The sequence below is a fragment of the Amnibacterium soli genome, assembly GCF_039544415.1.
Taxonomy (GTDB): domain Bacteria; phylum Actinomycetota; class Actinomycetes; order Actinomycetales; family Microbacteriaceae; genus Amnibacterium; species Amnibacterium soli.
This window is the reverse complement of sequence record NZ_BAABLP010000006.1, coordinates 208,725-232,452: the sequence shown is the minus strand read 5'-3', so window position 1 is coordinate 232,452 and position 23,728 is coordinate 208,725. Positions and strand designations below refer to the sequence as shown.

The 23,728-nt window shown below is 74.4% G+C and carries 21 protein-coding genes; 13 read left to right on the top strand and 8 right to left on the bottom strand.

Annotated features, from left to right (window positions below; all coding sequences use genetic code 11):
* Positions 1 to 42 precede the first annotated feature (42 nt).
* The 4 genes from ABEA53_RS14275 to ABEA53_RS14260 are packed head-to-tail and all read left to right on the top strand — an operon-like array spanning position 43 to position 5,127.
* The gene (locus ABEA53_RS14275; RefSeq protein WP_345481943.1) at positions 43 to 1,428 is read left to right on the top strand and encodes a tyrosine-protein kinase domain-containing protein; all 1,386 of its coding nucleotides are present in this window, start codon (positions 43 to 45) and stop codon (positions 1,426 to 1,428) included.
* Positions 1,425 to 2,732, top strand: coding sequence for a hypothetical protein (locus ABEA53_RS14270; protein WP_345481942.1), 1,308 nt, complete (start codon positions 1,425 to 1,427; stop codon positions 2,730 to 2,732). Before ABEA53_RS14275 ends, ABEA53_RS14270 begins: the two co-directional genes overlap by 4 nt.
* 8 nt (positions 2,733 to 2,740) lie before the next feature.
* Positions 2,741 to 4,219, top strand: coding sequence for a lipopolysaccharide biosynthesis protein (locus tag ABEA53_RS14265; protein ID WP_345481941.1), 1,479 nt, complete (start codon positions 2,741 to 2,743; stop codon positions 4,217 to 4,219).
* Positions 4,216 to 5,127, top strand: coding sequence for a glycosyltransferase (locus tag ABEA53_RS14260; protein ID WP_345481939.1), 912 nt, complete (start codon positions 4,216 to 4,218; stop codon positions 5,125 to 5,127). The genes ABEA53_RS14265 and ABEA53_RS14260 overlap by 4 nt, the downstream gene beginning before the upstream one ends.
* 7 nt (positions 5,128 to 5,134) lie before the next feature.
* Here ABEA53_RS14260 and ABEA53_RS14255 read toward each other — a convergent pair whose 3' ends face one another.
* The gene (locus ABEA53_RS14255; protein WP_345481938.1) at positions 5,135 to 6,538 is read right to left on the bottom strand and encodes a right-handed parallel beta-helix repeat-containing protein; all 1,404 of its coding nucleotides are present in this window, start codon (positions 6,536 to 6,538) and stop codon (positions 5,135 to 5,137) included.
* A gap of 725 nt (positions 6,539 to 7,263) precedes the next feature.
* On the opposite strand from ABEA53_RS14255, the gene ABEA53_RS14250 reads away from it, so the two are divergent.
* On the top strand, positions 7,264 to 8,280 hold the full coding sequence (locus tag ABEA53_RS14250) for a glycosyltransferase family protein (protein WP_345481937.1): 1,017 nt from the start codon (positions 7,264 to 7,266) through the stop codon (positions 8,278 to 8,280).
* Here the strand turns inward: ABEA53_RS14250 and ABEA53_RS14245 are convergent.
* Positions 8,244 to 9,188: a glycosyltransferase family 2 protein gene (locus tag ABEA53_RS14245; protein WP_345481936.1), complete on the bottom strand. Its 945-nt coding sequence runs from the start codon at positions 9,186 to 9,188 to the stop codon at positions 8,244 to 8,246. The two genes, ABEA53_RS14250 and ABEA53_RS14245, sit on opposite strands and share 37 nt — an antisense overlap.
* A 65-nt stretch (positions 9,189 to 9,253) precedes the next feature.
* Here ABEA53_RS14245 and ABEA53_RS14240 point away from each other — a divergent pair, with 65 nt between their 5' ends.
* The gene (locus tag ABEA53_RS14240; RefSeq protein ID WP_345481935.1) at positions 9,254 to 9,889 is read left to right on the top strand and encodes an arsenate reductase/protein-tyrosine-phosphatase family protein; all 636 of its coding nucleotides are present in this window, start codon (positions 9,254 to 9,256) and stop codon (positions 9,887 to 9,889) included.
* Positions 9,890 to 9,919: 30 nt separating this feature from the next.
* Here ABEA53_RS14240 and ABEA53_RS14235 read toward each other — a convergent pair whose 3' ends face one another.
* On the bottom strand, positions 9,920 to 10,837 hold the full coding sequence (locus tag ABEA53_RS14235; RefSeq protein WP_345481934.1) for an SGNH/GDSL hydrolase family protein: 918 nt from the start codon (positions 10,835 to 10,837) through the stop codon (positions 9,920 to 9,922).
* A 52-nt stretch (positions 10,838 to 10,889) separates the two neighbouring features.
* Here ABEA53_RS14235 and ABEA53_RS14230 point away from each other — a divergent pair, with 52 nt between their 5' ends.
* On the top strand, positions 10,890 to 11,807 hold the full coding sequence (locus tag ABEA53_RS14230) for an alpha/beta hydrolase (RefSeq protein WP_345481933.1): 918 nt from the start codon (positions 10,890 to 10,892) through the stop codon (positions 11,805 to 11,807).
* Between the two features lie 134 nt (positions 11,808 to 11,941).
* Complete coding sequence (locus ABEA53_RS14225; RefSeq protein ID WP_345481932.1) at positions 11,942 to 12,112, top strand: hypothetical protein; 171 nt, start codon at positions 11,942 to 11,944, stop codon at positions 12,110 to 12,112.
* Positions 12,113 to 12,124: 12 nt separating this feature from the next.
* On the opposite strand, the gene ABEA53_RS14220 is transcribed toward ABEA53_RS14225, so the two are convergent.
* The 3 genes from ABEA53_RS14220 to ABEA53_RS14210 form a co-directional block, all read right to left on the bottom strand.
* Complete coding sequence (locus ABEA53_RS14220) at positions 12,125 to 14,710, bottom strand: LuxR C-terminal-related transcriptional regulator (protein ID WP_345481931.1); 2,586 nt, start codon at positions 14,708 to 14,710, stop codon at positions 12,125 to 12,127.
* A gap of 181 nt (positions 14,711 to 14,891) precedes the next feature.
* Positions 14,892 to 17,438: a helix-turn-helix transcriptional regulator gene (locus tag ABEA53_RS14215; RefSeq protein WP_345481930.1), complete on the bottom strand. Its 2,547-nt coding sequence runs from the start codon at positions 17,436 to 17,438 to the stop codon at positions 14,892 to 14,894.
* A gap of 175 nt (positions 17,439 to 17,613) precedes the next feature.
* Positions 17,614 to 18,363: a matrixin family metalloprotease gene (locus ABEA53_RS14210; protein WP_345481928.1), complete on the bottom strand. Its 750-nt coding sequence runs from the start codon at positions 18,361 to 18,363 to the stop codon at positions 17,614 to 17,616.
* A gap of 129 nt (positions 18,364 to 18,492) precedes the next feature.
* Here ABEA53_RS14210 and ABEA53_RS14205 point away from each other — a divergent pair, with 129 nt between their 5' ends.
* From ABEA53_RS14205 to ABEA53_RS14195, 3 genes are all read left to right on the top strand, one after another.
* Complete coding sequence (locus ABEA53_RS14205; RefSeq protein WP_345481927.1) at positions 18,493 to 18,678, top strand: hypothetical protein; 186 nt, start codon at positions 18,493 to 18,495, stop codon at positions 18,676 to 18,678.
* A 101-nt stretch (positions 18,679 to 18,779) separates the two neighbouring features.
* On the top strand, positions 18,780 to 18,941 hold the full coding sequence (locus tag ABEA53_RS14200) for a hypothetical protein (protein ID WP_345481926.1): 162 nt from the start codon (positions 18,780 to 18,782) through the stop codon (positions 18,939 to 18,941).
* Between the two features lie 271 nt (positions 18,942 to 19,212).
* Positions 19,213 to 19,806, top strand: a complete 594-nt coding sequence (locus ABEA53_RS14195) for a hypothetical protein (protein WP_345481925.1) — start codon at positions 19,213 to 19,215, stop codon at positions 19,804 to 19,806.
* 3 nt (positions 19,807 to 19,809) lie between these two features.
* Here the strand turns inward: ABEA53_RS14195 and ABEA53_RS14190 are convergent, their stop codons facing one another.
* On the bottom strand, positions 19,810 to 20,040 hold the full coding sequence (locus ABEA53_RS14190) for a hypothetical protein (protein ID WP_345481924.1): 231 nt from the start codon (positions 20,038 to 20,040) through the stop codon (positions 19,810 to 19,812).
* Between the two features lie 100 nt (positions 20,041 to 20,140).
* Positions 20,141 to 21,556 (bottom strand): hypothetical protein, encoded by a 1,416-nt coding sequence (locus ABEA53_RS14185; RefSeq protein ID WP_345481923.1) that lies wholly within the window; start codon positions 21,554 to 21,556, stop codon positions 20,141 to 20,143.
* A 3-nt stretch (positions 21,557 to 21,559) separates the two neighbouring features.
* On the opposite strand from ABEA53_RS14185, the gene ABEA53_RS14180 reads away from it, so the two are divergent.
* Both ABEA53_RS14180 and ABEA53_RS14175 read left to right on the top strand, forming a co-directional pair.
* Positions 21,560 to 22,555 (top strand): hypothetical protein, encoded by a 996-nt coding sequence (locus tag ABEA53_RS14180; protein ID WP_345481922.1) that lies wholly within the window; start codon positions 21,560 to 21,562, stop codon positions 22,553 to 22,555.
* 23 nt (positions 22,556 to 22,578) lie between these two features.
* On the top strand, positions 22,579 to 23,691 hold the full coding sequence (locus ABEA53_RS14175) for an FAD-dependent oxidoreductase (protein ID WP_345481921.1): 1,113 nt from the start codon (positions 22,579 to 22,581) through the stop codon (positions 23,689 to 23,691).
* Positions 23,692 to 23,728: the final 37 nt, after the last annotated feature.

Genomic DNA, 23,728 nt, shown 5'->3' with positions numbered 1-23,728 from the left:
CCACCCACCGCTCTGCAGAGTCATGCCAAGAAAGGTTCGCCCGTGAACCTCCGAGACCACCTCCGCGTGCTGCGGCACGGACTGCCGCTCATCATCGCGCTGCCCGTCCTCACCACAGTCGGCGCCGGCGCGACGAGCCTCGCCCAGACCCCGGTCTACCAGTCGACCACGAGCCTCACGGTGTCGGCCGCCACCGCGACGAGCGGCACGGACCTCAACCAGGGCGGCACCTACGTGCAGCAGATCGTGAAGACCCTGTCCGACGTCGTCACCAAGCCCATCGTTCTGGACCGGGTCAAGAGCGACCTCGACCTGCCGCAGTCGGAGTCGAGCCTCGCTGCCAGCGTCGTGGCATCCGCGCCGCTGAACACGACCATCATCGAGATCACTGCGGCCGACTCGTCCGCTCGTCAAGCGGCGAGGATCGCGCAGAGCGCGAGCGACGTGCTCGTCAAGCTGTCGCCGACGCTGGTGCCGTCCGACTCCGACGGCAAGGCGACGGTCAAGGTGATCCCGATCGAGCGTGCGGTCGCGCCCTCGGCACCGGTGAGCCCCACCGTCGGGCGCAACCTGCTGCTGGCGCTGGTGGCGGGTCTCGCCCTCGGTCTCGGCGCGGCATATCTCCGGTCCGCCATCGACACCAGGATCCGCTCCGCGCGGGACGTGGAGCTCGTGACGCGCGTCCCCGTCGTGGGGGAGATCCTCGACGACCCGCGCTCCTCCTCCCACCCTCTCGTCGTGCAGGGCCAGCCCGGCAGCATCCAGGCGGAGGCGTTCCGCGGGCTGCGGACGAACCTCCAGTTCCTCGACTTCGAGAACGCGACCCAGAGCTTCGTCGTCACGTCCTCGCACCCGGGTGAGGGGAAGACGACGACCACGGCGAACCTCGCCCTCGCGGCTGCGGACGCCGGGCTCAAGGTCGCGCTCGTCGACGGAGACCTGCGGAAGCCGCGGCTGCATGCGGTGCTCGGCATCGACGGCGCCGTCGGGCTCGTCGACGTCCTGATCGGCAAGGCCTCGCTCGACAGCGTGCTGCAGGCCTGGGGGAAGAACGGTCTGCGGGTGCTCCCCGCCGGACGCGTGCCTCCGAACCCGGCCGAGCTGCTGCAGTCGCGTTCGATGACCGATCTGCTCGACGATCTCCGTGCCCGCTTCGACCTGGTCGTCATCGACAGCCCGCCTCTCCTGCCGGTGTCGGACGCGGCGGTCCTCGCGCGGCGGACCGGCGGCGCCATCGTGGTGACCGCCGCGAAGCGCACGCGACGCCCGCACCTCGAGGCGGCGCTGCACAGCCTCGATCAGGCGGGCGCCGCGGTGCTCGGCGTGGTCGTGACGATGCTTCCGACGAGGGGCCCCGATTCGGCGAGCCGCAGCGTGTACGGCTACGGCGAAGCCCCGGGTTCGTCGGCCGTCCTCGGCAAGGCATGAGCGCACCGGCGATCGCGGTCCCGGTCGCCGGTGCCCGCTCCATCCGCGGCGTCCTGGCCGTGCAGCACGGTGCGCTGGCGGCGTTCGTCGTCGCCTGCTTCGCGCCCTACCTCGTCCGCTCGGTCGCCTCGCCGGCGATCTTCGCCTCGGTCGTGCTCTGGGCCTTCGTGGCTGCGGAGCTCGTTCGGCGACAGGCTGCCGCAGCGGCTTTCGCCGTCTGGATCGCGGTCCCCGTGGTCCTGCTCTGCATCGCCTACGGGCTCAACACCCTGCCCGACGTGGCGAAGGCCGCAGCCGGCGAGCTGCCCGCAGCCTTCGGGCAGTTCGGCGTGGAGCTGCCGATCGCGGCGGTCGCCGGCGCGCTCCTGGTGGGCAGCGGCCGGACACGCGGCGTGGCGCGCGTCGTCCGCGTCGTCGCCGCCGGCTGCGCTCTCGCTGCCCTGATCGAGCGCCGCACCGGCCGTCAGTTCTTCCCGGGCAACGTGGTGAACACGAACTTCGGGTACACGCAGCAGGTCCAGGGCGCCGCCCTCACCGACTCCGGAGCCCTGCGCGGAATCGTGGCGGCCGACCATCCGCTGGTGCTCGCCCTGCTGCTGGCGACCACGGTCGCGATCGTGCTCGCCGGTCCGCTCCGTCCGGCCCGCTTCCTCGAGCTCGGCGTGCTCCTCGCCGGGATCTGGGCCACCGACAGCAGCGGGCCGCTCGCAGTCGCGCTGCTCGCCGTCGTGCTGCGATGCGCTGCACCGGTCCTCCGTCGCGCCGGAGTGCACCACGGCATCGGACTGCCGGCGGCACGGGTGCTGTTCGCGCTGGGAGTGTCCGCGCTGCTGCTCGCGGCCGCATTCGTCTGGCACCCCGTCATCGATCCCGGCGCGCTCGATCAGAGCACCCTGTACCGGTTCGCGCTGTTCTCCTTCATCCCCGTCGCCATCGCGGCGCAGCCGTTCGGCTACGGCCTCGCCGGCCCGCCTCGGGGGCTGTTCGTCGTGGAGAGCCCCGGTCACCCGCTCGACGTCGCGGCGACGGTCGACTCCGAGGCGGTGCTCATGGTGCTGCGCTTCGGGCTGATCGGTCTGCTCGTCTTCCTCGCGATCGCGTGGATCTCCACCCGTGCGGTGCTCGACCGCAGCAGCCTCCGCGCGGGGGGCGGTGCGCTCGCCGTCATGACCGGGTGCGGTGCGATCGTGGCGATCGAGGTCTGGCCCACGGTCTCCGCCGCATGGGTGCTCCTGATCGCATTCACGTTGTCGCTGCTCGTCGCCGCACGGCGCAAGCGCCTCGAGCAGGGCGAGGTGCGATGAGCGACCGCTTGGCAGGCCGAGCGTCTCGCGGTGCGGCGGTCACCGTGGCGGCCCAGGGCCTCCGGGTCGTCGTGCAGGCTGCGAGCGTGGTGGTGCTGGCACGGCTGCTCGCGCCGACGGACTACGGCCTCATCGCCGAGGTGCTCGTGATCATCGGCCTCGGCGAGATCTTCCGGGACTTCGGACTCACGAACGCCGCTGTGCAGGCGAAGACGCTGAGCACGGCCGAGCGCAGCAACCTCTTCTGGCTCAACTCCCTCATCGGCGTCGTCCTGACGGGTGTGGCCGTAGCGGTCGCGCCTGCTGTCGCCGCTTTCTACGGCGACCCGCGCCTCTCCGCGCTCACAGCGGTGCTCGCGGTCACCTTCCTCCTCAACGGGCTCGGCACGCAGCTGCGAGCGGACCTCAACAGGACCCTGGAGTTCGGCAGGCTCTCGTTCGCGGAGATCGGCGGCCAGGTCGTCGGCCTCGCCGTCGGCGTCGCGATGGCGCTGCTCGGTTCGGGCTACTGGTCGCTGGCGGGCCAGCAGGTCGGGCAGGCGATCGTCTCGCTCGTCCTGCTCGCCGCGCTCGGCCGGTTCCGGCCGCAGCGCTATCGGCGCGACGTACCGATGCGCCGGTTCGTCGGCTTCGGTCTCGACGTCGTCGGGGCTCAGCTGCTGGGCTATGCCGGCAAGAACACGGACACCGTCGTCATCGGCACCCTGATCGGCGCTGGACCGCTCGGCGTCTACAACAGGGCGTTCCAGCTGCTGGCCCTGCCGCTCACGCAGATCAACGCCCCCTCCACCCGGGTCGCGCTGCCCGTGCTGTCGTCGCTGCAGGACGACCCGGTGCGGTACCGCCGCTACCTGCTCGCCGGTCAGTCGGTGATGATGCATCTCGTGCTCGGGGTGTTCTCCTGGTCGACCGCGCTCGCCGCGCCGCTGCTGCTGCTGCTCGGCCCCCGCTGGGCCGACTCAGTGCCGCTCTTCCAGATCCTCGCCGTCTCGGGCGTGTTCACCACCGCCGGCTACAGCACCTACTGGGTGTTCATGTCGAAGGGGCTCACGCGATCGCTGCTGCTGTGGCAGCTGAGCACCCGCCCGATCGTGATCGGCGCCGTGGTGCTCGGAGTGCTCGGCGGTGTCACCGGGGTGGCGACGGCCTACTCTGCCGTGAGCGTCGGCATGTGGCTGCTGGGCCTGATCTGGATCGCCAGGGTCTCGGACGCCCCTGCCCGGCGGATGTTCACCAACGGTCTCGTGGCGACGCTCGGTTACGCGTTCCCCGCGGCCGCCGCATGGGTCGCCGCCTGGGGCACCGGGAACGCCGGCCTGGGGAGCCTGCTGGCCGGCACCGCGGCCTGGCTCGGCGCCCTCGCGCTGGTGCTCGTCGCCTGGCCGGCGTTCCGCCGGGATGCGCTCGTGGTGCTGCAGGTGGTACGCACCTTCAAGCGGTCGCGGGAGGAACGCGGAAGCGGAGCGGTGCTCGAGGTGGTGGCATGAGCGGGGTCGCCGTCGTGGTCGTGAACTACGCCTCCTCCGCTCTGCTGGCGGAGTGCCTCCTTCCGCTGATCCGCTCGGACCCCGCCCTGTCCGCCGTCGTCGTCGACAACCGGACGACCGACGCCGAGCGCGCAGAGGTCCTCGCTCTCGGTGCAGCGCACGGCTGGCGCGTGCTGACGCCCGCCGAGAACCTCGGCTTCGGCACCGGGATGAATCTCGGCGTGGCTGCTGCCTTCGAGGACGGCGCGGACGCCGTGCTGCTCCTGAACCCGGACGCGTCGATCGGGCCGGACGCGGTGCGCACGCTCGCGGCGGCGGTGGCGGCGGACCCCATGCTGCTCGCGGCGCCGCGCATCGACCGGCCCGACGGCACGCTGTGGTCCGCGGGACACGACCTCGACCTCCGTGACGGCTCCATGCGGGCACGCCGTCGCCGGATCGTCGGCGTCCCCGTGCAGGAGTGGCTGACCGGCGCCTGCTTGATGGTCTCGCGCACGCTCTGGGAGGCGGTCGACGGCTTCGCCGATGAGTACTTCCTCTACTGGGAGGACGTGGACCTGTCCGCGAGGGTGCTCGCAGCCGGCGGTCGGCTCGCAGTGCTCGATGACGCAGTCGCCGTGCACGCGGAGGGAGGCACGCAGGGCGTGGGCCTGCGCTCAGCCGGGACGGCGAAGTCCGTCACCTACTACTACTTCAACGTCCGCAACCGGCTCGTGTACGCGGCGCTGCTGCTGGCGCCGGAAGATCTGCAGCGCTGGCGGCGGCACGACCTCCGCCTGCTCTGGGCCGTCGTGAAGCAGGGCGGGCGGCGCCAGCTGCTCACTGCCCCCCATCGGAGCCTGCTGCCCGCTCTCCGGGGCCTGCGCGACGGCCGGCGGCTGTCGCGTGAGCTGCTGTCGCGGCGCTGACGCGGCGTCAGCTGTTCCCGACCCAGTGCACGACCTCGGCGGTGCGGTCCACCCCGCCGATGATCACCTTCACGCTGCCGCGTCCGTAACGGTTCGCCGTGCCGCGGTAGGTCTTCGGGACCTGGATGTTGATCTTGTGGCCGGAGTAGGTGCTGCCGAACTCCGGGTCGGTGATGACCAGGGTGCCGCCGCCCTGGTCGCTCGCCAGGAAGACGTCCTGGTTGTTGCCGCCGAACACCGGACGGTTCACGGTGATGGTGCCGGTCGTGCGTTCGAAGTTGAGTCCGGTCACGTTGTTCCGAACGGTGACGTCGTTCAGCGTGACGCCGCTCGTCTGCCAGAACGCGGTGCCGTTCGCGCGCATGTCGTGGAAGTTCCCGCCGCGCACCGTCACGTTCGTGGAGCTGTTCGTGGCGAAGCCCGACGCTCCCAGGCGACCGCTGCCGTCGACCTCGATGTTCGTGTACACCGACCCGTTCGTGCGCCAGTCGTTGATGCCGAAGGTCTCCCCGGGCGGGATGTCCTTGTTCCCGGGGATCCCCTGCACGGTGACGTCGTCCACGCGCGCGTTGGTCGCCTGCCCGATGCGGACCCCGTTGTAGAGGTGGCCTTGCACGGTTCCGCGGAGCGTGAAGCCGGAGAGCACCGGCGAGGCGCCCGTGACCGACATGAGGTAGAGCTGATTCGTCGTCCAGTCCGCGGTCGGAACGGCGCCGGCCTTCGACGACGTCCGCGCGGCCATCGCGACAGTGGTGCTGCTCGAGCCCGCGCCGCGCAGGCCGCCGGAGGCGCCGAGGTCGACGCCGATGAGGGAGCCGCTGAAGTCCGAGAAGCCGTAGGCGCCGGCGCCGACAGTCGTCGTGCGGTCAGCGGGCGCGTCGGCCAGGATCGCGCGGAGGTCGCGCAGCCCCGCACCGGGGGACCAGGACGGGCGGTCCGGAGCAGAGGCAGTCGGGACGGGCGAGGACCGGGTGGGTGAGGCAGAGGCAGAGGCAGAGGCAGAGGCAGCTGCGGAGGCGGAGGCTGCTGCGGTGGCGGCCGTCGTAGCCGCGTGCAGGGCACGGCGGGCGGCGCCGCGGCTCCGCTCCTGGGCCGCCGCGCTGACACGCGCGGTCGGCGTCCCGTCGGCCTCTCTCGTGCTCGCGATGGCCGGGCGTGTGCCGGCGTCCGCGCCCGGCCGTGCGGCTGACGCCCGCGACGGTGTGAGGTCGACGGTCGATGCGACGCTCGAGGAGCGCGGTGAGGGCGTCGTGTGCGTCTCCTCCGCATTGGCGGGCAGCACGACGGCGCCGGTGGTCACCGCGCCGAGCACGGCCACCGCTGCGACGGCGACGAAGTTCGCCCGCTGCAACAGCCACGGACTCGTCCGCTCCGTCGCTGCGCGCGGTCCGACCTCGGAGACGATGGTCACGGGTCCGGTCTGCAGCCCGAGCCCGCCGAGCCTGCGCACCGCGCCTTCGGGCAGGACCTCGCCGTGCGACGAGATCCTCGCGGCGACCGGGGTGGCGACGGACTCGACCGGTTCACGCGTGCGGGCCCGGGGGTCCAGAGCGACCGACGGACGCGGAGGGACCGGCCGGGACACGGGGAGCTGCCCAGCGGCGGGCCGGAGAACGGGAAGGCGCGTCCGGTCTGCGCCGGTCGGAACGACCGCAGCCGTCGGCGTGGCGGATCGGGGCCGCGACGGAAGCGCGCGGTCCGTCTCGGGGCTCGTCTCGCGCCGGGCGGGAGGGGCGTCCAGCGGCGCGTCGAACAGTCGGGGATCCGTCACGCAGGACGACGGATCGAAGGCCGCGGGCTCCTCCGTCGCGCGGTGCCGACCGGGCCGTGCGGGTGCCGTCGTGCTCACGCCGCAGCCCGCGATCGAGAGGTGGAGCGGTGCGGCGACCGGGTGCGCGTGGTCATGGGGCCTCGATCCAACGGGGGAGGGGCGGGCTTCGGGGTCGAAGATCGGTCGACGATAACGACGCGCCGGTGCTCGGCAAAGCGGCAGGGAAGGGCCGTTCCAGGGAGAGGAAGAAGGGCGCGACGTCGGCGGGTCGACCGCGTGTCCTCCCGGTGATCGAGCAGTCCTGGTGTAGCCCGACGCGGCGCTGCGACCGGCCCCTAGACTCCTGGGCTGCGGACGGAGGGCGGATGGTTCAGCGCCAGAGCGGTCGGATCGTGGTGCAGCAGTCGTTCCCGCCGCCCCGTCCGACCACCAACCCGTACATCGTCATGCTCCGCGACGCGCTCGCCGGAGATTCGCGGATCGCGCTGCGCACCTTCTCCTGGCGCTCCGCCCTGCTCGGCCGGTACGACCTCTTCCACGCCCATTGGCCCGAGATCCTCGTGTCCGGGCGCGGGCGGCTGCGGACCGCCGTGCGGCAGGCGCTGTTCGCTCTGCTGCTGGTGCGGCTGACCGTCACCCGCACGCCGGTCGTGCGCACCGTGCACAATCTCGAGCTGCCGAGCGGCATCAGCCCGGTGCAGCGCCACCTGCTGCTGGCCTTCGAGCGCCGGACCACCGCGCGCATCGCATTGAACGCGGACACCCCCGCGGACGACGGCACCGTCGTCGTCCTGCACGGGCACTACCGTCACTGGTTCGAGCGGTACCCCGAGCCGGAGACGATCCCCGGGAGGGTGACGTACTTCGGGCTGATCCGGCGGTACAAGAACGTCGAGGCGCTCGTCCACGCGTTCCGGTCGCTGCCTGGTCGCGTGTCCCTGGAGGTCGCGGGCTCGCCGTCCTCGGCGGAGCTCGAGCGGGGCATCCGGGCGGCCGCCGGAGACGACGGTCGCGTCCACCTGCGGTTCGCGTACCTGACCGACGCCGAGCTGGTCGAGACGTGCGGGCGCGGACAGCTCGTCGTGCTGCCGTACCTGCACATGCACAACTCCGGCGGTGTACTCGCAGCGCTGTCGCTCGACCGGCCCGTCCTCGTACCGCGGAACGCTGCGAACGACGCGCTCGCCGCCGAGGTGGGCGAGGTCTGGGTCCAGCGGTACGAGGGCGAACTCTCCTCAGAGGCGCTCGACGCGGCACTCGCCGCGACCGCGACCATCTCGCGAGGGATGCGACCCGATCTGGACGCGCGGTCGTGGCCCGCCGGGGTGGACGGTCACGTGCGGGCCTACCGGTTGGCGCTCGGCCGCCGGTACTCGCGGTAGCGCACGTTCCACGCGCCGAGCAGCATCCCCGCCCCGCGGGCGGCGGTGCGCACTCCGCGGGCGCGGTGGTACGGGCGGCCTAGCAGCGCGCCGACGGCGGCCTGCGCCGTCCCTCCGGCGATCCTGATGAGTCCCAGAGCGTGCAGGGCGAGGCGGGTTCGCAGCTGAGCCGGGAGGCCCTCCGCCAGCTGCAGCGACGTCAGGCTCCAGCTGTTCCCGCTCGACAGCGCGCGCAGCAGGACCCAGCGCGGCGTGATGCGCGCGGCGGGCACGATGTCGTGCACGACGGCCTCGTCGCACCATGTCATGCGACCGCCGCGCGCGTGGACGCTCCGCGTGAAGAGCGTGTCCTCACCACCGGTCGCACCGGTCGCGGGGTCGAAGCGCAGGCCGAGACCGCGCACCTTTCGGAGGTCGAGCAGCAGGTTGTTCGTCGCGGCCACGTCGATCGGCGAGCCGGTCGGCAGCCGTCGGCGATCGAAGAACCGTCCCGCGGCCACGAATGGGCCTGGCGGCACCGCGAAGCTCGAGACGACCGGTCCCGCGACCACGACGGCATCGCTGCGGCTCCGCTCGCCCAGCAGCGCGCGCAGCCAGCCCTCGGTCGGCCGCTCGTCGTCGTCGATGAAGACGAGCAGATCGTCGCTCCGCGCCTCGTCGAGCGCCCGGTTGCGGGCAGCAGCGATGCCGGCGACAGGCTCGTGCGCGTAGTCGACCGGCCCGGGCGTCCGCGCGACGAGGTCCCGCGCGCCGGCCTCGGGGGAGTTGTCCACGACCAGGACGCGGGCCAGCGGATGCAGGTCGCCGACGGCGACGAGCTGCGCGGTGAGCAGGGGCAGCAGCGCTGCCAGATCCTGCGGTCTGCGGAACGTGAGCACGGCGACCACGAGTGACGGCGTCTCGACCACGACGGCTCCTTCCCCCGGCGCGCCATCCTGCCAGCAGGCGGGTGCCTGCGTGGCAGGATCGAGCGGTGACGGACCACGCCCCGACGACGCGCGGCATCCTCGCCGTCTGCACCGCGAACGTCTGCCGGAGCCCGCTCGCGGAGCTGCACCTGCGGGAAGCGCTCTCGGCCGGGCCGTTCCACGACGTCGTCGTGACCAGCGCCGGTACGCGCGGCGTCGCTGGCGCCGCGATGTGCTCGACGGCTCGCCGGGTGCTCGACGATCCGGAGCACGGGGCAGGACACGTGGCCCGGGAGGTCACCCGTGAGCTCGTCGAGGAGGCGGACCTCGTCATCGCGATGGAGCGGGAGCATCGCGGCGCGCTCGCGCGGCTGGCGCCGGGGCATCAGGGAAAGCTGTTCACCCTGCGCGAGGCGGTGCCGATCCTCGAGGCGATCGCGCGGGAGGGTGAGCTGCCGGGCACCGTTCCGGAGCTGGTCGAGCGGATGCGCCTGCTGCGCGGGATCGTCCGTCCCCCTGAGCCGGAGCCCGCACCGCGCCGGCGCTTCGCGTTGCTGCGCAGACCGGTGCCGGAGTCGCAGGACGACGGCCTGTCCGTCGAGGACGGCCACAACATCGATCATGAGGCGCACGAGCGCACCGTGGCGACGGTCCGCGAGCTCACGGGTCGGATCGGCGTCGCCCTTCGCGGTCGAGCCTGACGGCCGGCACACCGCGCGGCTGACCCGCGATCAGCCCGCCGGCTCCAGCAGCGCGGCGGCGCGCGGGGAGCGGCTCAGCGCTCGCCATTCCAGCTGCGCGAGCTCGCGCAGGCCGGCGACCGACGGGTGGAAGCGGTCGAACGCCGACAGCTGCTGCAGCGTGGGCGTGTACCGGTGCAGCGCGCCGCCGTCGGTGACGCAGCGGGGCAGCACGCCGCAGGCGCCGGCGAGCGCCGCGTCGTACTCGCGGATGCGCGCCGAGACGGCGGCGCGGCGCTCCACGGCGTCGGGAGCCGTCGACTGCGGGTCCTGCAGCGCCGTCGCGCACCCGCCCTGCGCCCACAGGAACCGTGCGGTCGGGTTGCCGGCCGCGACGGGCAGCAGCGCGGTCACGTCCGGGATCGACGCCACCAGCACGACGGTGTCGGGGGAGTACTGCGCGATCTGCTGCAGCGCGGCGCTGACGGCGGTCGTGTAGTCCTCGGTCGAGGTCATGTCGGCGACCGTGGCGCGGCAGACGTCGTTCGCGCCGATCAGCAGGGTGACGAGGTCCGGCTGCAGCGTCACGGCCTCGGTCGCCTGCCGCGCGAGGTCGGACACCGTGGCGCCGGACCTCGCGAGGTTCCGCACGGTCACCCGCGCACCGGCGGCGGCGCCGAGCCGGGTCGCGACGCTGTCGACGCGGTCGTCGGTACCGCCCGACCAGGACACCGACGGGCAGTCGCCGAAGTGCGAGCAGGCGTTGTAGCCGCGGGAGAGCGAGTCCCCGAGCACCGCCACCGTCATCGAGCGGCCGGGCGGGGACGGTGCCGCCTGCGGCGAGGACGGCGCCGCGACGGGTGCGGACGCGGCGGAGGAGGCGGGCGCGGGTCCGGCCGGCGCGGTGCAGGCGACGCAGCCGAGCAGTGCTGCCAGCGTGACGAGCGCCCCGCCGATCGTCCTCCGCATGCCCCCAGTCTCCCGGTTCGCCGCTCGGAGGCGGTGCGGCGAGGATGAAGGGGTGCCCGTGCATCCGCTGATCGCCGCCCGCCTCCCGCTGATCGAGGGCATCGCGCCCGGCACCCCGGCCGAGCTCATGCCGGAGTCGGCGCTCGCCTTCGGCGCGCCCTACGGCGAGTACACGGCCCCCGACGTCCGGGTCGAGGAAGCGGTCGTCGACGGCCCGCACGGGCCGGTGCCGGTGCGGGTCTACCGGGCGGCCGAGGCGCAGCCCGGCGCCCGCTCGCTGCTGTGGGCGCACGGCGGCGGCTTCACCAGCGGCGACCTCGACATGCCGGAGGCGCACGTCGTCTCCCTCGAGCTCGCCGCCCGCCTCCGCGGCGTCGTGGTCAGCGTCGGCTACCGCCTCGCGAGCGAGTCGGTGCACCACCCGATCCCGGTCGACGACGTGGTGGCGTCATGGGGTTGGCTGATCGCCTCGGCGGAGACGCTCGGCATCGACCCCGTTCGCGCGTCCATCGGCGGGGCGAGCGCCGGGGCGTTCCTCGCGGCGGCCGCCGCGCTGCGGCCCGAGGTGGAGCCGGCGTCCGCGCTGCTCGCCTACCCGGCCCTCCACTTCCCGAACCCCGCGGTCGACGACGCCACCGCCGCGGAGCTGCGCGCCCTGCCGCCCGTGCTGCGCTTCTTCCCCCAGGTCGTGACCGCGATCTTCGGCACCTACCTCGGCCGGATCACGGACCTGCCGGCGGCGGAAAGCCCCGGTCTCGCGGACCTCACCGGCTATCCGCCGACGCGCATCGTGGTGTCCGAGCTCGACGACCTGCGCGGCTCGGGGGAGCTGTTCGCCCAGCAGCTGGCCTCCCGCGGCGTGCCCGTCGAGCTGACGGTGGCGGAGGGGATGCTGCACGGGCACCTCAACATCCCGCCGGTCGATGCCCTGCCCGAGATCGCGCGCTCCCTCGACTTCCTCGCGCTCTAGTTCTTCATGTCCACGGAGATCTGGCAGAGCCAGATCTCCGTAAACATGAATGGGGACGGGCGCACCCCGTTCTGGGGATGCCCCTGGGAACGCGCGTTCGAAAGGATCGGATCCGACCTTGGGGGAGGTTCCGAATGGTTCTCACGATCGTGCTCGCCGTCCTCGGCGCGTGGCTGCTCGTCTCCGTGCTGCTCGCGCTGTTCATCGGCCGAGCGGTGAAGCTGGCCGACCGCGACCACCGCGGCAAGGTGGCCTACCGCGCCGCCGCGACGCCCGTCCGCACCCAGGCCCGCGCCGCCTCCTGATCCGAGGGCCGCTCAGGCCCCGTCGTCGAGCAGCGCCGCCAGCTCCGAGCGGCGGTGCACGCCGAGCTTCGTGAACGCGCGCGCCAGGTGCGTCTGCGCCGTCCGCACCGAGATCCCCAGCGCCTCCGCCACCCCGCGGTCGGGCAGCCCGCGCGCCGCGAGCGCCACGACCTCCCGCTCCCGCGACGTCAGCGTCGTGGAGGCGTCGATGCCCGTCCTCCGGTGCCGCAGCGCCGGCACCTCCGCCGTCCACTGCGCGAGCCGCTCGGCGGCCGCTGTCGTGGGCAGCTCTCGCTCGACGCGCAGCCGGATCGTGCTCGTCAGCGTCTCGATCGCGCAGCAGCGCAGGCCGAGCGCCCAGTAGCGGCGGGCGACCGCGTCGAGCTCGAGCAGGTCGAGGGCGGGCAGGGCCCGCGCGTGCTCCTGCTGCAGGCCGCGCGCGATGCCGGGCAGCGGCTGCAGGTCGAGCAGCGCCTCCGCCGCGCCCTCGTCACCGAAGCGCATCGCGGCGAACAGCGCCTCCCACTGCTCGACGAGCGCGCCGGCGTCGCGCGCGCGATCCGCGACGCCGCGGGCCAGCGCGATCGCGCCGTCGGCGTCGCCGCGCGCCTCCTGCAGCTCCGCCTCCGCGAGGCGCAGCCGGCCCTGCTGCGAGGTGCTGACCGCGCCCGACGACGCCCGCTCGAGCGCGGCCGCGGCGCCCGCGAGGTCGCCGGCCCGGACCAGGGCGACCGCCAGGTCGGCCAGGATCACCGGCAGGAAGCTGTCGCGCCAGATGCCGGGCAGCCCCTCCGCCTCCCGCAGCAGGTGCACCGCGGTGTCGACCTCGCCCTGCAGGGTGCGGATCACGCCGAGCAGGTGCGCGAAGGGCGTGCGCACGGCGTGCATGCCGGTCTCGAGCATGCGAGCGTAATTCCGCACCGCGATCGGTTCCGCGGCCGGCAGGTCCAGCGCGACCACCGCCGGCACCCGCGCCGACATCCAGTCGAACATCACCGGCCCCTCCGGGATGGCGCCGACCGTCTGCAGCGAGGGCCCGCGCATCTGCTCGACCACCTGCTGCGCGCCGACCGCGTCGCCCAGCTCGATGCGGACGAGCACCTCCTGCATCGCGGCGAACACGGCCGCGAATCCGGCGGGGCCGCGGCGCAGCTGCTCGAGCGCGGGCAGCGCCTCGACGTACCGCATCTCGTACCAGAGCAGTCCGCCGCGGACCGCGAGCAGGTCGGGGTGCTCGCCGTTCGCGAGCATGTGGGCGTCGAGCGCGGCGAGCGCCTGCGCCCCTCGGCGGGCGCCGAAGCCGGACACGTAGGCGAGCACCCGGGCGACGTCGTCGGCGCTGTGCCGGTCCCCGTCGACGGTCGCGGTCGTGCCCAGCAGCTGCTCGGCCTCGTCGAGCCGGTTCGTCCGCTTCAGGTGCTCCGCCAGCGCGACCTCGGCCGGCGCGCCGCCCCCGGTCGCCACCGCGTGCCGCAGGAACCGCTCGGCGAGGGCGGGGTCGGCGAGGGAGGTGAGGGCGCCGAGCTCCAGCGCGGTCGCGGCGGGCAGCTCCTCGCCGAGCTCGAGCCGCCAGGCGCCGTGTGCGATGCGCTCGCGGTCGGTGAGCGGCCGGCCGAGCCGCGCGGAGGCGGTGAGGAGCCGGCGCACGGTGGACCGCCGCTGCCGCGGGCCCGCTGCCTCGAGCACCCCCTCCGTCTGCGCCGCACGGCGCATGCGCGTCGCGCGCACGCGGTCGTCGTGGACCGTCCAGCCGGCGCGGGTCAGGCGGTCGGCGACCGCATCGGTGCAGAGCAGCTCGCCCAGGTCGTCGGCGATCTCGTCGGCCACCGCGACCGCGCAGAGCCAGTCCTGCTCCTCGGGCGGGGCCTCCAGGAACTCGGCGGCGGCTCGCCGGCGAGCGGCGACGGGCGCGGGCAGGTCGCCGTGCAGCCGCCAGAGCCCGTCCGTGTGCCGGACCGCGTCCGCCCGCTGCGCGGCCCGCAGCACCTCCTGCGTGGCCGACGGCGAGCCCTCGGCCACCTCGATCAGCGCCGCGGTGAGCGCGGCGTCGACCGGACCGCCGAGCACTCCGGCGGCGAGCCCGGCGACCCCTGCGGTATCGAGCGCCTCGAGCCGGATCGCGGCGGCCAGGCCCTCGTCGACGAGTGTGCGGATCGCGTCCGGGACCCGCCGGCCGGTCGTGACCGTCAGCACGACCGCCGTCGACCCGCGCGCCAGCTCCAGCAGGAAGGCCGCGGACCCGGGGTCGAGCAGGGAGGCCTCGTCGATCAGCAGGGCCCTCGGCTCGAGCGCGAGGACCCCAGCGCGCACGAGCGCGGCACGACCGAGCGCCTCCTCCGCGCCGATGCGGACGATCGTCGCGTGGTCGAGCAGACCGAGGAACACGCCGAACGGCACGGACGACGCGGACGCGGTCGCGGTGAGGCGGACCACGCGCACGCCCGAGCGCTCGAGGCGCGCGGCCGCCTCTCCGAGCAGGCGGGTGCGGCCGACGCCGGTCGGGCCGCTGAGCACCGTGCTGCGCCCCTCCGCGGCGCGGTTGACGACGGCGTCGAGGACGGACGTCCGGCCCACGAGCGCGGTGGTGCTCAGGGACATGTGCCTGCCGTCATGGAAGGAGTGGGGAGGGGGTGAGGGTGGATCGGTCTGCGTAGCGTCGCACCGAAGGTCTCCGCGCGCACCTTCGGTACGGCCTCACTCTGTCGCCGTCAGCCATCTTGCGGGAGGCGCTCAGCCCGCGAGCAGCGGCGGTGCGCGCGTGGCGGCCCGGCCGTGCGCTTCAGGGCTCGCCGACGAGCTCCCGCAGATCCGCCCGGCGGTGCACGCCGAGCTTCGCGAACGCCCGGCCGAGGTGCGTCTGCGCGGTGCGGAGGGTGATGCCGAGCTCGGTCGCGATCGCGCGGTCGGAGGCGCCTCCCGCGGCGAGGATCGCCACCTCCCGCTCGCGCTGCGTCAGGCCCGCCGCGCCGCGGTCCGTGATGCCCGGCAGCCGCAGGCCGGGGGTGCGGGCGAGCCAGGCGACGAGCCGCGGCTGAGCGTCGGAGGCGCCGAGCTCGGCGGCGCGCGCGGCGGCCTCGACGGCGTGCAGGCGCAGATCCGCCCGCCACAGCCCGATCGCGGCGGCGTCCACGCCCTGCGGGTCCTCCGCGACGAGCGCGGCGGCGTATCCGCGCTGCGCCTCCCGCCCGGTGCCGGCCGGCAGCGCGCCGAGGGCGAGGAGGCGCTCCGGAGCGCCCTCGGCCCCGTAGCGGATCGCCGCGAAGCCGGCGTCGAAGGCGTCGAGCACCAGGTCGCGCCGTCGCCCCTGCTCCGCCGCCTCGGTCGCCAGGACCGCGGCCTCCTCGCGCCGGCCGGCCGCGGCGGCGAGCTGCGCGGCCGCGAGGTCGACCCGGGCGTGCTGGATCGGCGGACACGCGATGCGCTGCAGCCGCTCGTGCGTCGCCCTCGCCTCGTCGAGGGAGCCCGACAGCGCGTGCGCGATCGTCAGCTCCGAGAGGACGCGCGGCTGCCAGCCCTCCCGCCACGACCCGGAGCCGGCATCCGCCTCGCGCAGCAGCCGCACGGCGGCGACCGGGTCGCCCCGGTGCAGGCGGATGGAGGCGAGCGTGTAGGCGAGCGGGGCGCGGCCCGCCGGCCCGTGCTCCTCCGCGGCGGCGGCGTACCGGGTGAGGAGCACGTCCTCGGGCCCGTCGAGCTCGGCTCCGACCGCGACGGCGACCTCCGCGCCCGCCCAGTGCGCGAGCACCGCGATCGGCGGCATGGCGGTCGCCCGCTCGGCGACGGCGGCGAAACGGCGTGCGGCGGTGACGCTGCGGTCGAGCAGCCCCAGCTCGCGCAGCCCGAGCGCGCGCTGCAGCAGGGCGAGCGCGGTGGCGAAGCCGGGGTCGTCGCCGGCGTGCAGCACCACCTCGGCGGTCTCCACCGCCTCGCGGGGGCGCGCCTCGAGGAGCAGCAGGGCCGCCCGCACGGCCAGCAGGTCGCGGTGCGGTCCCGCCTCCGCGATCCGCAGGTCGAGCGCGGCGAGGGCGTCGGCGGAGCGGCGCTCGACGACGCCGGTCGTCATCGCGGCCACGCGGATCAGGGAGATGCGTTCGGCGTCGGACTCGGCGTCGGGCAGCGCGGTGCGGATCAGGTCGAGCGCCTCGGTCGCTCGGCGCGAGCGGCGCAGGTGCTCCGCGAGCGCGGCGCCGGCGGGGGCTCCGGCGTCGACGGCGGCGCGGAGCAGCGCCTCCCGCGACTCGGGGTCCGTGCTCGGCAGCATCGCCAGGCGGAAGGCCTCGCCCCCGTCGACCGGTTCGCCGAGCTCGACGTGCCACCGCAGCAGCTGCACGCGCTCGCGCTCCGTGAGCGGCCGCGCGACCGATCGAGCCGCGCGGGCGAGGCGCTGCACCACGGCGAGCCGGGCGCGCGGGTCGAGCGTGCCGAGGACCGCTGCGGCGAGCGGGGACGAGCGCAGGCGGGTCGCGCCCGGCTCCTCCCGCAGCGTCCACCCCGTCTCGTCGACCGCGGTGATCGTGGTCGGCGCGGCGATGCGGCGGGCGACGTCGTCGGCGACCGACTCGGCGGTCGCGACCGCGGCGATCCAGCCCCGCTGGTCCGGCGGCAGCAGCGAGAAGGCGCCGAGCACCGCCGTGCGCACCGAGCGGGGCGGGGGCAGCGGTCCGGCGAGGCGCCACAGCCCCTCGCCGTCGACGATCGCGTGCGTCGTCACCGCGTCCTCGACCAGCTCCGCGAGCGTGCCGGGCCGGCCGGCGGAGGCGCGGAGCAGCGCCTGCGCGAGCTCGGTCTCGACGGGGTCGCCGAGCTGCTGCTCCGCGAGCTCGACCACCTCCTGCGGCGAGAGCGGTTCGAGCGGAACGGCCTGCAGCCGGTCCTCGTCCACGAGCGGCTGCAGCACGTCGGGCATGCCGCCCGGCCCGGTCGTGTTCGCGATCACCGCGACGCCCTCGCGCCCGAGCTCCACCAGCAGCGTCCCGGTCGCGGCGTCGAGCAGGTGGGCGTCGTCGACCACCAGCGCCTGCAGCTGCAGGCGTCGGACGGCGGTGCGCAGCGCAGCGCGGTCGCCCGGAGGCAGCTGCCCGGCGCTCGCGCGGTCGAGCAGCGCGAGGAAGGGGTCGAGCCGCGGCGTCTCGCCCGGCGGCGCGAGGGCGATGCGCGCGACCCGGACGCGCGCTCGCCGCAGCGCCGCGAACGCCTCGACGAGCAGCCGGCTGCCGCCGAGCCCGCGCGGGCCCGTGAGCGCCGAGCCCTGCCCGGCGCGAGCGCGTCGGACCACGTCCGCGAGCACCGAGGCGCGCCCGACCAGCGGGGGCGGGTTCACGGGCATCGGGCGCTCCGAGGAGGGAAAGGGGACACGTCAAGCAGGGGAGTCGCCGAAGCGTGGCAGGTGCTGCGGTCTCCCGACGGGACGATGCCCAGGTTCTCCTGGGCGGCACCCGATCACGGTTCGATAGCGGCGGGTGTCACGACGCGACCGCTCCGGAGCGGCCCGGTGGGACGGGTCAGAGGTGGGACCACGCCGCGTAGTCGCAGCGGGTCGTCTGCAGCACGCGGCGCAGCGCGCGCACCTCCGCCGCCGTGTACCGGGCGGGCGTCGCCGCGGTGAGCGTCGGATGCATGATCGAGGTCGCGCCGCCGCGGTGGGCGAGGTTCAGCGCGTGCCCCACCTCGTGCAGGATCAGCGCCTGCCAGCTGACGCCGCCGCCGGTGCGCGGGCCCGTGAAGCGCGACGACAGCAGCACCCGCCCGTAGGTGATCGCCTCGACCGTCGTCCCACCCGTGCGGTACCAGGCGGCGGCCGGGCCGCCGACGCCGATCTCGCCCCCGGCGCCGCCGAACGTCTGGCCCGCCACCTGCGCCCGCTTCGTGAAGGCGATGTACACGGTCGGCGTCGCGGCGTGGGAGGTGGAGGTGAACGTGTGCGAGGTGCGCCCCGCGTAGCGGAAGCGGGCGCCGGTCTGCCGCGCGAGCACCGCCATCGCGTGCTGCACGGTCGCCACCATCCCGGCCGGCATGTCCTTCGTGTTGATGCGGTACTCGATCGGCCGGCAGGCGAGCCAGCGCATCGGCTTCGCCGGGTCGGTGGTCGACACCATCTCGAACCGCGCGTCGGGAGCGCCCGCGGGCGCGGTCCTCGCGGCCGAGGCCGGGGCAGCCAGCTCGGCGGGCACCGCCGCGGGCGCGGTCACGGCCGCCGCGAGCCCGAGCAGGGCTGCGGCCGCAGCCAGCTGCCGCAGGCGCCGGAGGACCATCCCGTGATGGTGCCCGCGCCGTCGCTCGGCGCACAGATCCCTGATCGGGGGAGGCTTTCCGTGCTGGCACGCCTGCAGCGGACCTGAACGGGTGCTGCCGGGAGTCGGCGGCATGCGGGACCATGGGGCATGCGCGACGGCGAGGACGAGGGGCGGAGCGGTTCGCCGCTGCCCGCGGCGCACGTCCTCGCCGACGACCGCGATCTCGACACCCCGAACTGCCCCGACTGCCTGATGCGCATGGAGGCGGAGGAGTCACCGGCCGGTGATCCCTACTGGGCCTGCACGGAGTGCGGGCTGGTCGCCCTGGCTTGAGGGGGCACGGGGCTTGCGGATCGCACCGTCCGGGGCGACCATCCACCTACTCACACCGCCGTGAGCAGCGGCGCGCGCGTACCCACGCGAGGCGTCATCGGATGAAAGCGAGCCCGCCCATGGCGCTCACCCTGCACCTCCACCGCTCCGAGCGCCCCAGTGCCCGGTCCACGGCCGTCGACGATCGTCGAGCGAGGCAGCGCGCGTCGGCCGACCTCGACGCCGTGTACCGGGACGACGACCTCCTGGACGAGCACGACTGATCCGGCGACCGGTTGACCGCGCGCGCATCCGCGGCGTCGAAGCGAGGAGCGGACGGACCGTGGCTGGCCGCGATCGGCGCAGCACGCGCCCGCCGCCAGCGGATTCCCAGTGCGCGCGCAACGCTCTCCCGATGTAATGGCAGGCAGCAGCGGGCAGTGCTCACCGACAGGCAGAGGACCTGACCAGGCGCCCACCTCCACCACCCACGGGGCGGCCGACCGATCGATCGGGGACCGACATCATGCCCACGACTGCACTCGACGGCATCCGATGAGCGCGCGCTCCGCCGGGCGGATCGCGGCCATCACGACCGGGAAGTCACTCGGTGTCCCGGTGCGAACCGCCGCTCCTGCGCCGAGCGGCGACGTCGTCGTGTCGCGTTCCGACGGCCCGCTCATCCCGCAGGTCGAACCGGGTGCGGTCATCGGGGCGGGGGAGCGCGCAGGCCTCGCGAGCCTCGTCTCCTACGTGCCGAGCGAGGCGCTCACGATCTACCTCGCGGGCATCGCCTGCGTGAACCTGGTGCAGACCCCGGACACCGGCGGCCAGAAGGTCGCGGCGGCGTGGGTGCTCTTCGTCATCGCGCTGGTCGCGAACGCCGCCTTCGTGTGGCTCGCGTTCCGCGACAAGTTCAAGGACTTCTCTCGACGTGAGCTGACGGTGCGGCAGACGCGGCCGCTGGCAGCCGCCCTCGTCATCACCTCGCTCGCGTTCTTCGTGTTCGCGCTCGCGATCCCCGGCGGCGTCTTCGTCAGCTCGATCGCGTGGCTGCCGCTGATCCTGCTCATCGGCACTGCCGTCGTCATCGGCGTCGCGCGGTTCTTCGGTCTCGCGCCGTTGCGCGAGGACCCGCCGGCCGAGTAGCGGTCAGACCCGGCGGAGGGCCCGGGCCGGCAGTACGAGGTGCAGCGGCGTCCCGAGCACGGTGCGGACTTCGACCTCCCAGCCGCGGCCCACGCGGCGACGGACGATCGCTCGGGTGCGCCGGAGATGCCAGGGGAGCCGGAGGGTGACCTCGACGCCGGGTGCGATGGCGTGCGGACAATCGGCCGGACCGACGGCACCGCCGGACGCCTCCACCCCCGCGGCGGTCCTCACGCGTCGAGGCTAACCGCGAGCGGGAGCGCTGCTGCGCGGAGCGACCGGACGAGATCCGGTCCGACTCGCGCGGAGGTGGGGCCGTCTGGCTACCCTGGCCTCAGCCGACGGGCGTGACGGGGCGCTGCGGCGGTGCAAGGGGACGCGGCGGCCCGCGCCGCGGAAGGCGAGGCGTCTGACCCGTGCGACGAATCGGAGCGATGCGGCCGTGACCGGGAAGCACGACAAGTCCGTCGACGACGAGCAGTCCCCGAACCTGCTGCTGACCGGGCCGATCGCGATTCGCGGCCTCGGTCGCGGGGTGAAGGACGCGCTCGTCCGCAGCGCCCCGAGCCGCCATCGTGCGTTCGCTGGCGACTCGGACCAGTACGTCGACCCGACCCCCGTGCAGCAGATGCTCGCCTCCGGGTCGACGGTTCCCGCGGCCGGCCCGTCGGCGCTCGCCGAGCACGCCGGTACGCAGGAGGCGGGCGAGGCGCCCGCGTCCGTCCTCCCCGACGAGCACGCGGTCGGCGACGAGCCGGTCGCGCCCGGTGAGGTAGCGGGCGCCGAAGCACCCGGCGCTGCCCCCTCGGCGGGAGAGCCTCCAGCGCTCGATGGCTCCGCGGCCGACGGTGAGGGCTTGGACGACCTCGAGCCGGCGGTCGACGACCCGGCTTTCGATGACTTCGAGGCGCTGCCACCGATCGTGATGGACGACCTCGAGGAGGAGTCGTCCCGATCCATGGCGTCGCTTCCGGCAGACGGGCCGGACCGGTTGGTGGAGGAGCCGGCGTTCGACGAGTTCGACGCTTCGCCGGTCGCGCACAGGGACCAGCTGGTCGACGACGCCATGGCGTCCGGGCACGGCGAAGTCACGGAGACCCACCTGACGGAGGATCCGCCGGCGCCGGAGGACCGCACCGCGGTGCTGGAGTCGGAGCGCGGGCCCGAATCCGGTGCTGAGTCTGACGCGGCACCCGAGCAGGACCGCCGGGACGCTGGGCTCCCACCTGCCGACCCGGCGGCGGGCGACGAGGCGTTGGACGACGTCGCGACGGTGACGGACCTTCCCGCCGAGCCAGCGGTGCCGGGAATCCCGCCGGAGGCCGAGGAGGCGTCGTCGACGAAGAGGGGCTCGGAGATCGCGCCCGCATCCGTGGGCAGCACCGACGAACCGCAGGAGCAGGTGCAGTCCGACCGATCCGACGCTGAAGCGGCGGAGAACGACCTCGAGAGCGTCGTGGGGGATGACGCCGAGGGCGCGCGTCCTCAGGAGGGAGGCTTTGAGCTGGCGCCCGAGGGTACGAACGAAATCGGCGACCGTCCGGTCATGCAGGACGTCACGCCAGAAGCCGGAGCTCCTGCTCCTGCTCCTGCTCCTGCGGCCGATGATGGTCCGCGGCCGAGCGCCGAGCCGCTCGTCGGCCTCCAGCCGCACGAGGGGCAGGACGTTCGCGATGCAGCGGAGCCGACGGACGCCGGATCGCCCGAGCCGATCGGCGATCAGGAGGCGGAGGAGCGACCCGTCGAGCACGCCGTGATCTTCGAGACCGAGTCGGCTGCCGAGTCCGAGCGCGCGGAGCAGCCCGAGCTCGAGACCAAATCGGTCGCGGAGCGCGCCGAGCGTGCACTCGAGACGGTCGCCGATCTGGCCCTCGCGCAGGAGCCGGATCGCGACGGCGATGCCGATGCCCCGGAGCAGCGGCCGGTCGCGGCTGCCGAGGCTCCTGCGGCAGCCGCACCTCGACCTCCGCGCGCGACGCCTTCGGCCTCCGGCACGCCGAGCGGGCCGCATCCGCCCGTCCGTGCGCGCCTCGGGCGCGAGGCGACCGGGATCGTCGTGCTCGTCGTTCTCGCGCTGGTCTGCGCGGGCCTCATCACCGCCGTCGTCGTCAAGACCCGGAACGACGCCGCGATCGCCGCGCGGGAGGCCGCGGACTACACGCCGCCGCCGCTGGCGACGCCCGAGCCCGTGGCGACCGGCCCGGTCGTCGCGGTGATCGGTGACGGCTCGACGAGCTCCGCGGGTTCCGGGGTCACCGCGACGCAGCGGTGGACCGCGCTGCTCGAGTCGTCCCTCGGCGGCACGGTGGACGCCGATGCCGCCGGAGGCATGGGCTATGCCGCGAAGAGCAGGTCGGGCGGCACCTTCGTGCAGGCCGCCGGCGACGTGCCCTCGAACGCGAAGGTCGTCGTGTTCTTCGGGGGAGCGGCCGACTCGAACATCGCTCCGCTCTCCCTCGCGAAAGCGGCGACCAACGCCTACGCCGCGGCGATGCAGCAGGCGCCGGACGCGAAGATCCTCGTGGTCGGTCCGGCCATCTCCTCGGGCGTCGACACGACCGATCTCGCCACGATCCGCGACACGCTCCGCGGCGCGGCCGCCCTCGTGCAGGCGACGTGGATCGACCCGGTCGACAAGGACTGGCTGCCGGCGTCGAAGCGGTCCGCGTCCCCTGGTGACCTGTCCGCGTCGGACGAGAAGGCGATCGCGTCGAAGATGCGGGACGCCGTCGAGAAGGCGCTGCGCTGACGCCCGGAGAGCGCCCGGTCGTCGTGTTTGGCGCCGGACTCGCCGGTGGTGCGGCCGCGTGGCGCCTCGCTGCGCGCGACCGCGCGGTCGTCCTCGTCGAGGCCGCGACGCCGGCGCACGCGGGTGGCAGCTCGCACGGCAGCGCTCGCATCTTCCGTCACGCGTACGACGACCCGTTCTTCGTCGGGCTGACCGTGCGCGCGCTGCGCGGCTGGCGGCAGCTGGAGGCGGAGAGCGCCCGCTCGATCCTCGCCACCACGGGTGGACTCGACGCAGGGCCGCGCGGCGGGTTGGAGGGCATCGCGGCGGCCCTTGCCGCCCACGGTCTGGAGTCCGCCCTGCTCGACTCCCACGCCGCCCGCGAGCAGTGGCCGCAGCTCGCGTTCGATGGTCCCGTCCTCCACCAGCCTGACGCCGGCGTGATCGATGCGGCGGTCGCGGTCGACGCCATGGTGTCGGAGGCGCGGCGGCACGGCGCGGAGGTCCTGCTCGGCGACCGCGTCGTCGCGGTCGAGCAGCGCGGCGACGGCGCGCTCGTGCACCTCGAGCACGGGCGCGCGATCGCGGCCTCCACCGTCGTCGTCGCGGCCGGAGCGTGGCTGCCGGAGCTCGCGGCCGCACTGCCGGTCGAGGTCGCCGAACGCCTCCCGCCGCTCACGGTGACGCAGCAGCAGGTGTTCCACTTCCCGTTCCCCGCACCGCCGGCGCGCCCCGCGGACTGGCCGGTCTTCGTGCACCGGGGCGAGCACATGGTCTACTCGTTGCCCGGCGGCCGCGACGCGGGCGGTACCGGATTCAAGATCGCGGAGCACGACGGCGGCGTCCGCACCTCGGCCTCGACCCGGGACGGCGTCGTCGATCCGGCCTCGCGCGACCGGATCGTCGACTTCGTGCGTCGCTTCCTTCCGGCGGTCGACGCGACGCCGTACGCCGAGACGACCTGCCTCTACACCTCGACCGGGAACGAGGACTTCGTGATCGACCGCATCGGGCCGGTGGTGATCGCCTCGCCCTGCTCGGGCCACGGGGCGAAGTTCGCACCCGTGCTCGGCGACCTCATCGCCGACGTCGCGACGGGCGGCAGCGCGCCAGAGCGATTCCGGCTCACCGCGCACGCGGGTGGCTCGACCCGCTGAGCGAGGCTGCAGGGGCGAGGTGTAGTCGTTGCGGGTG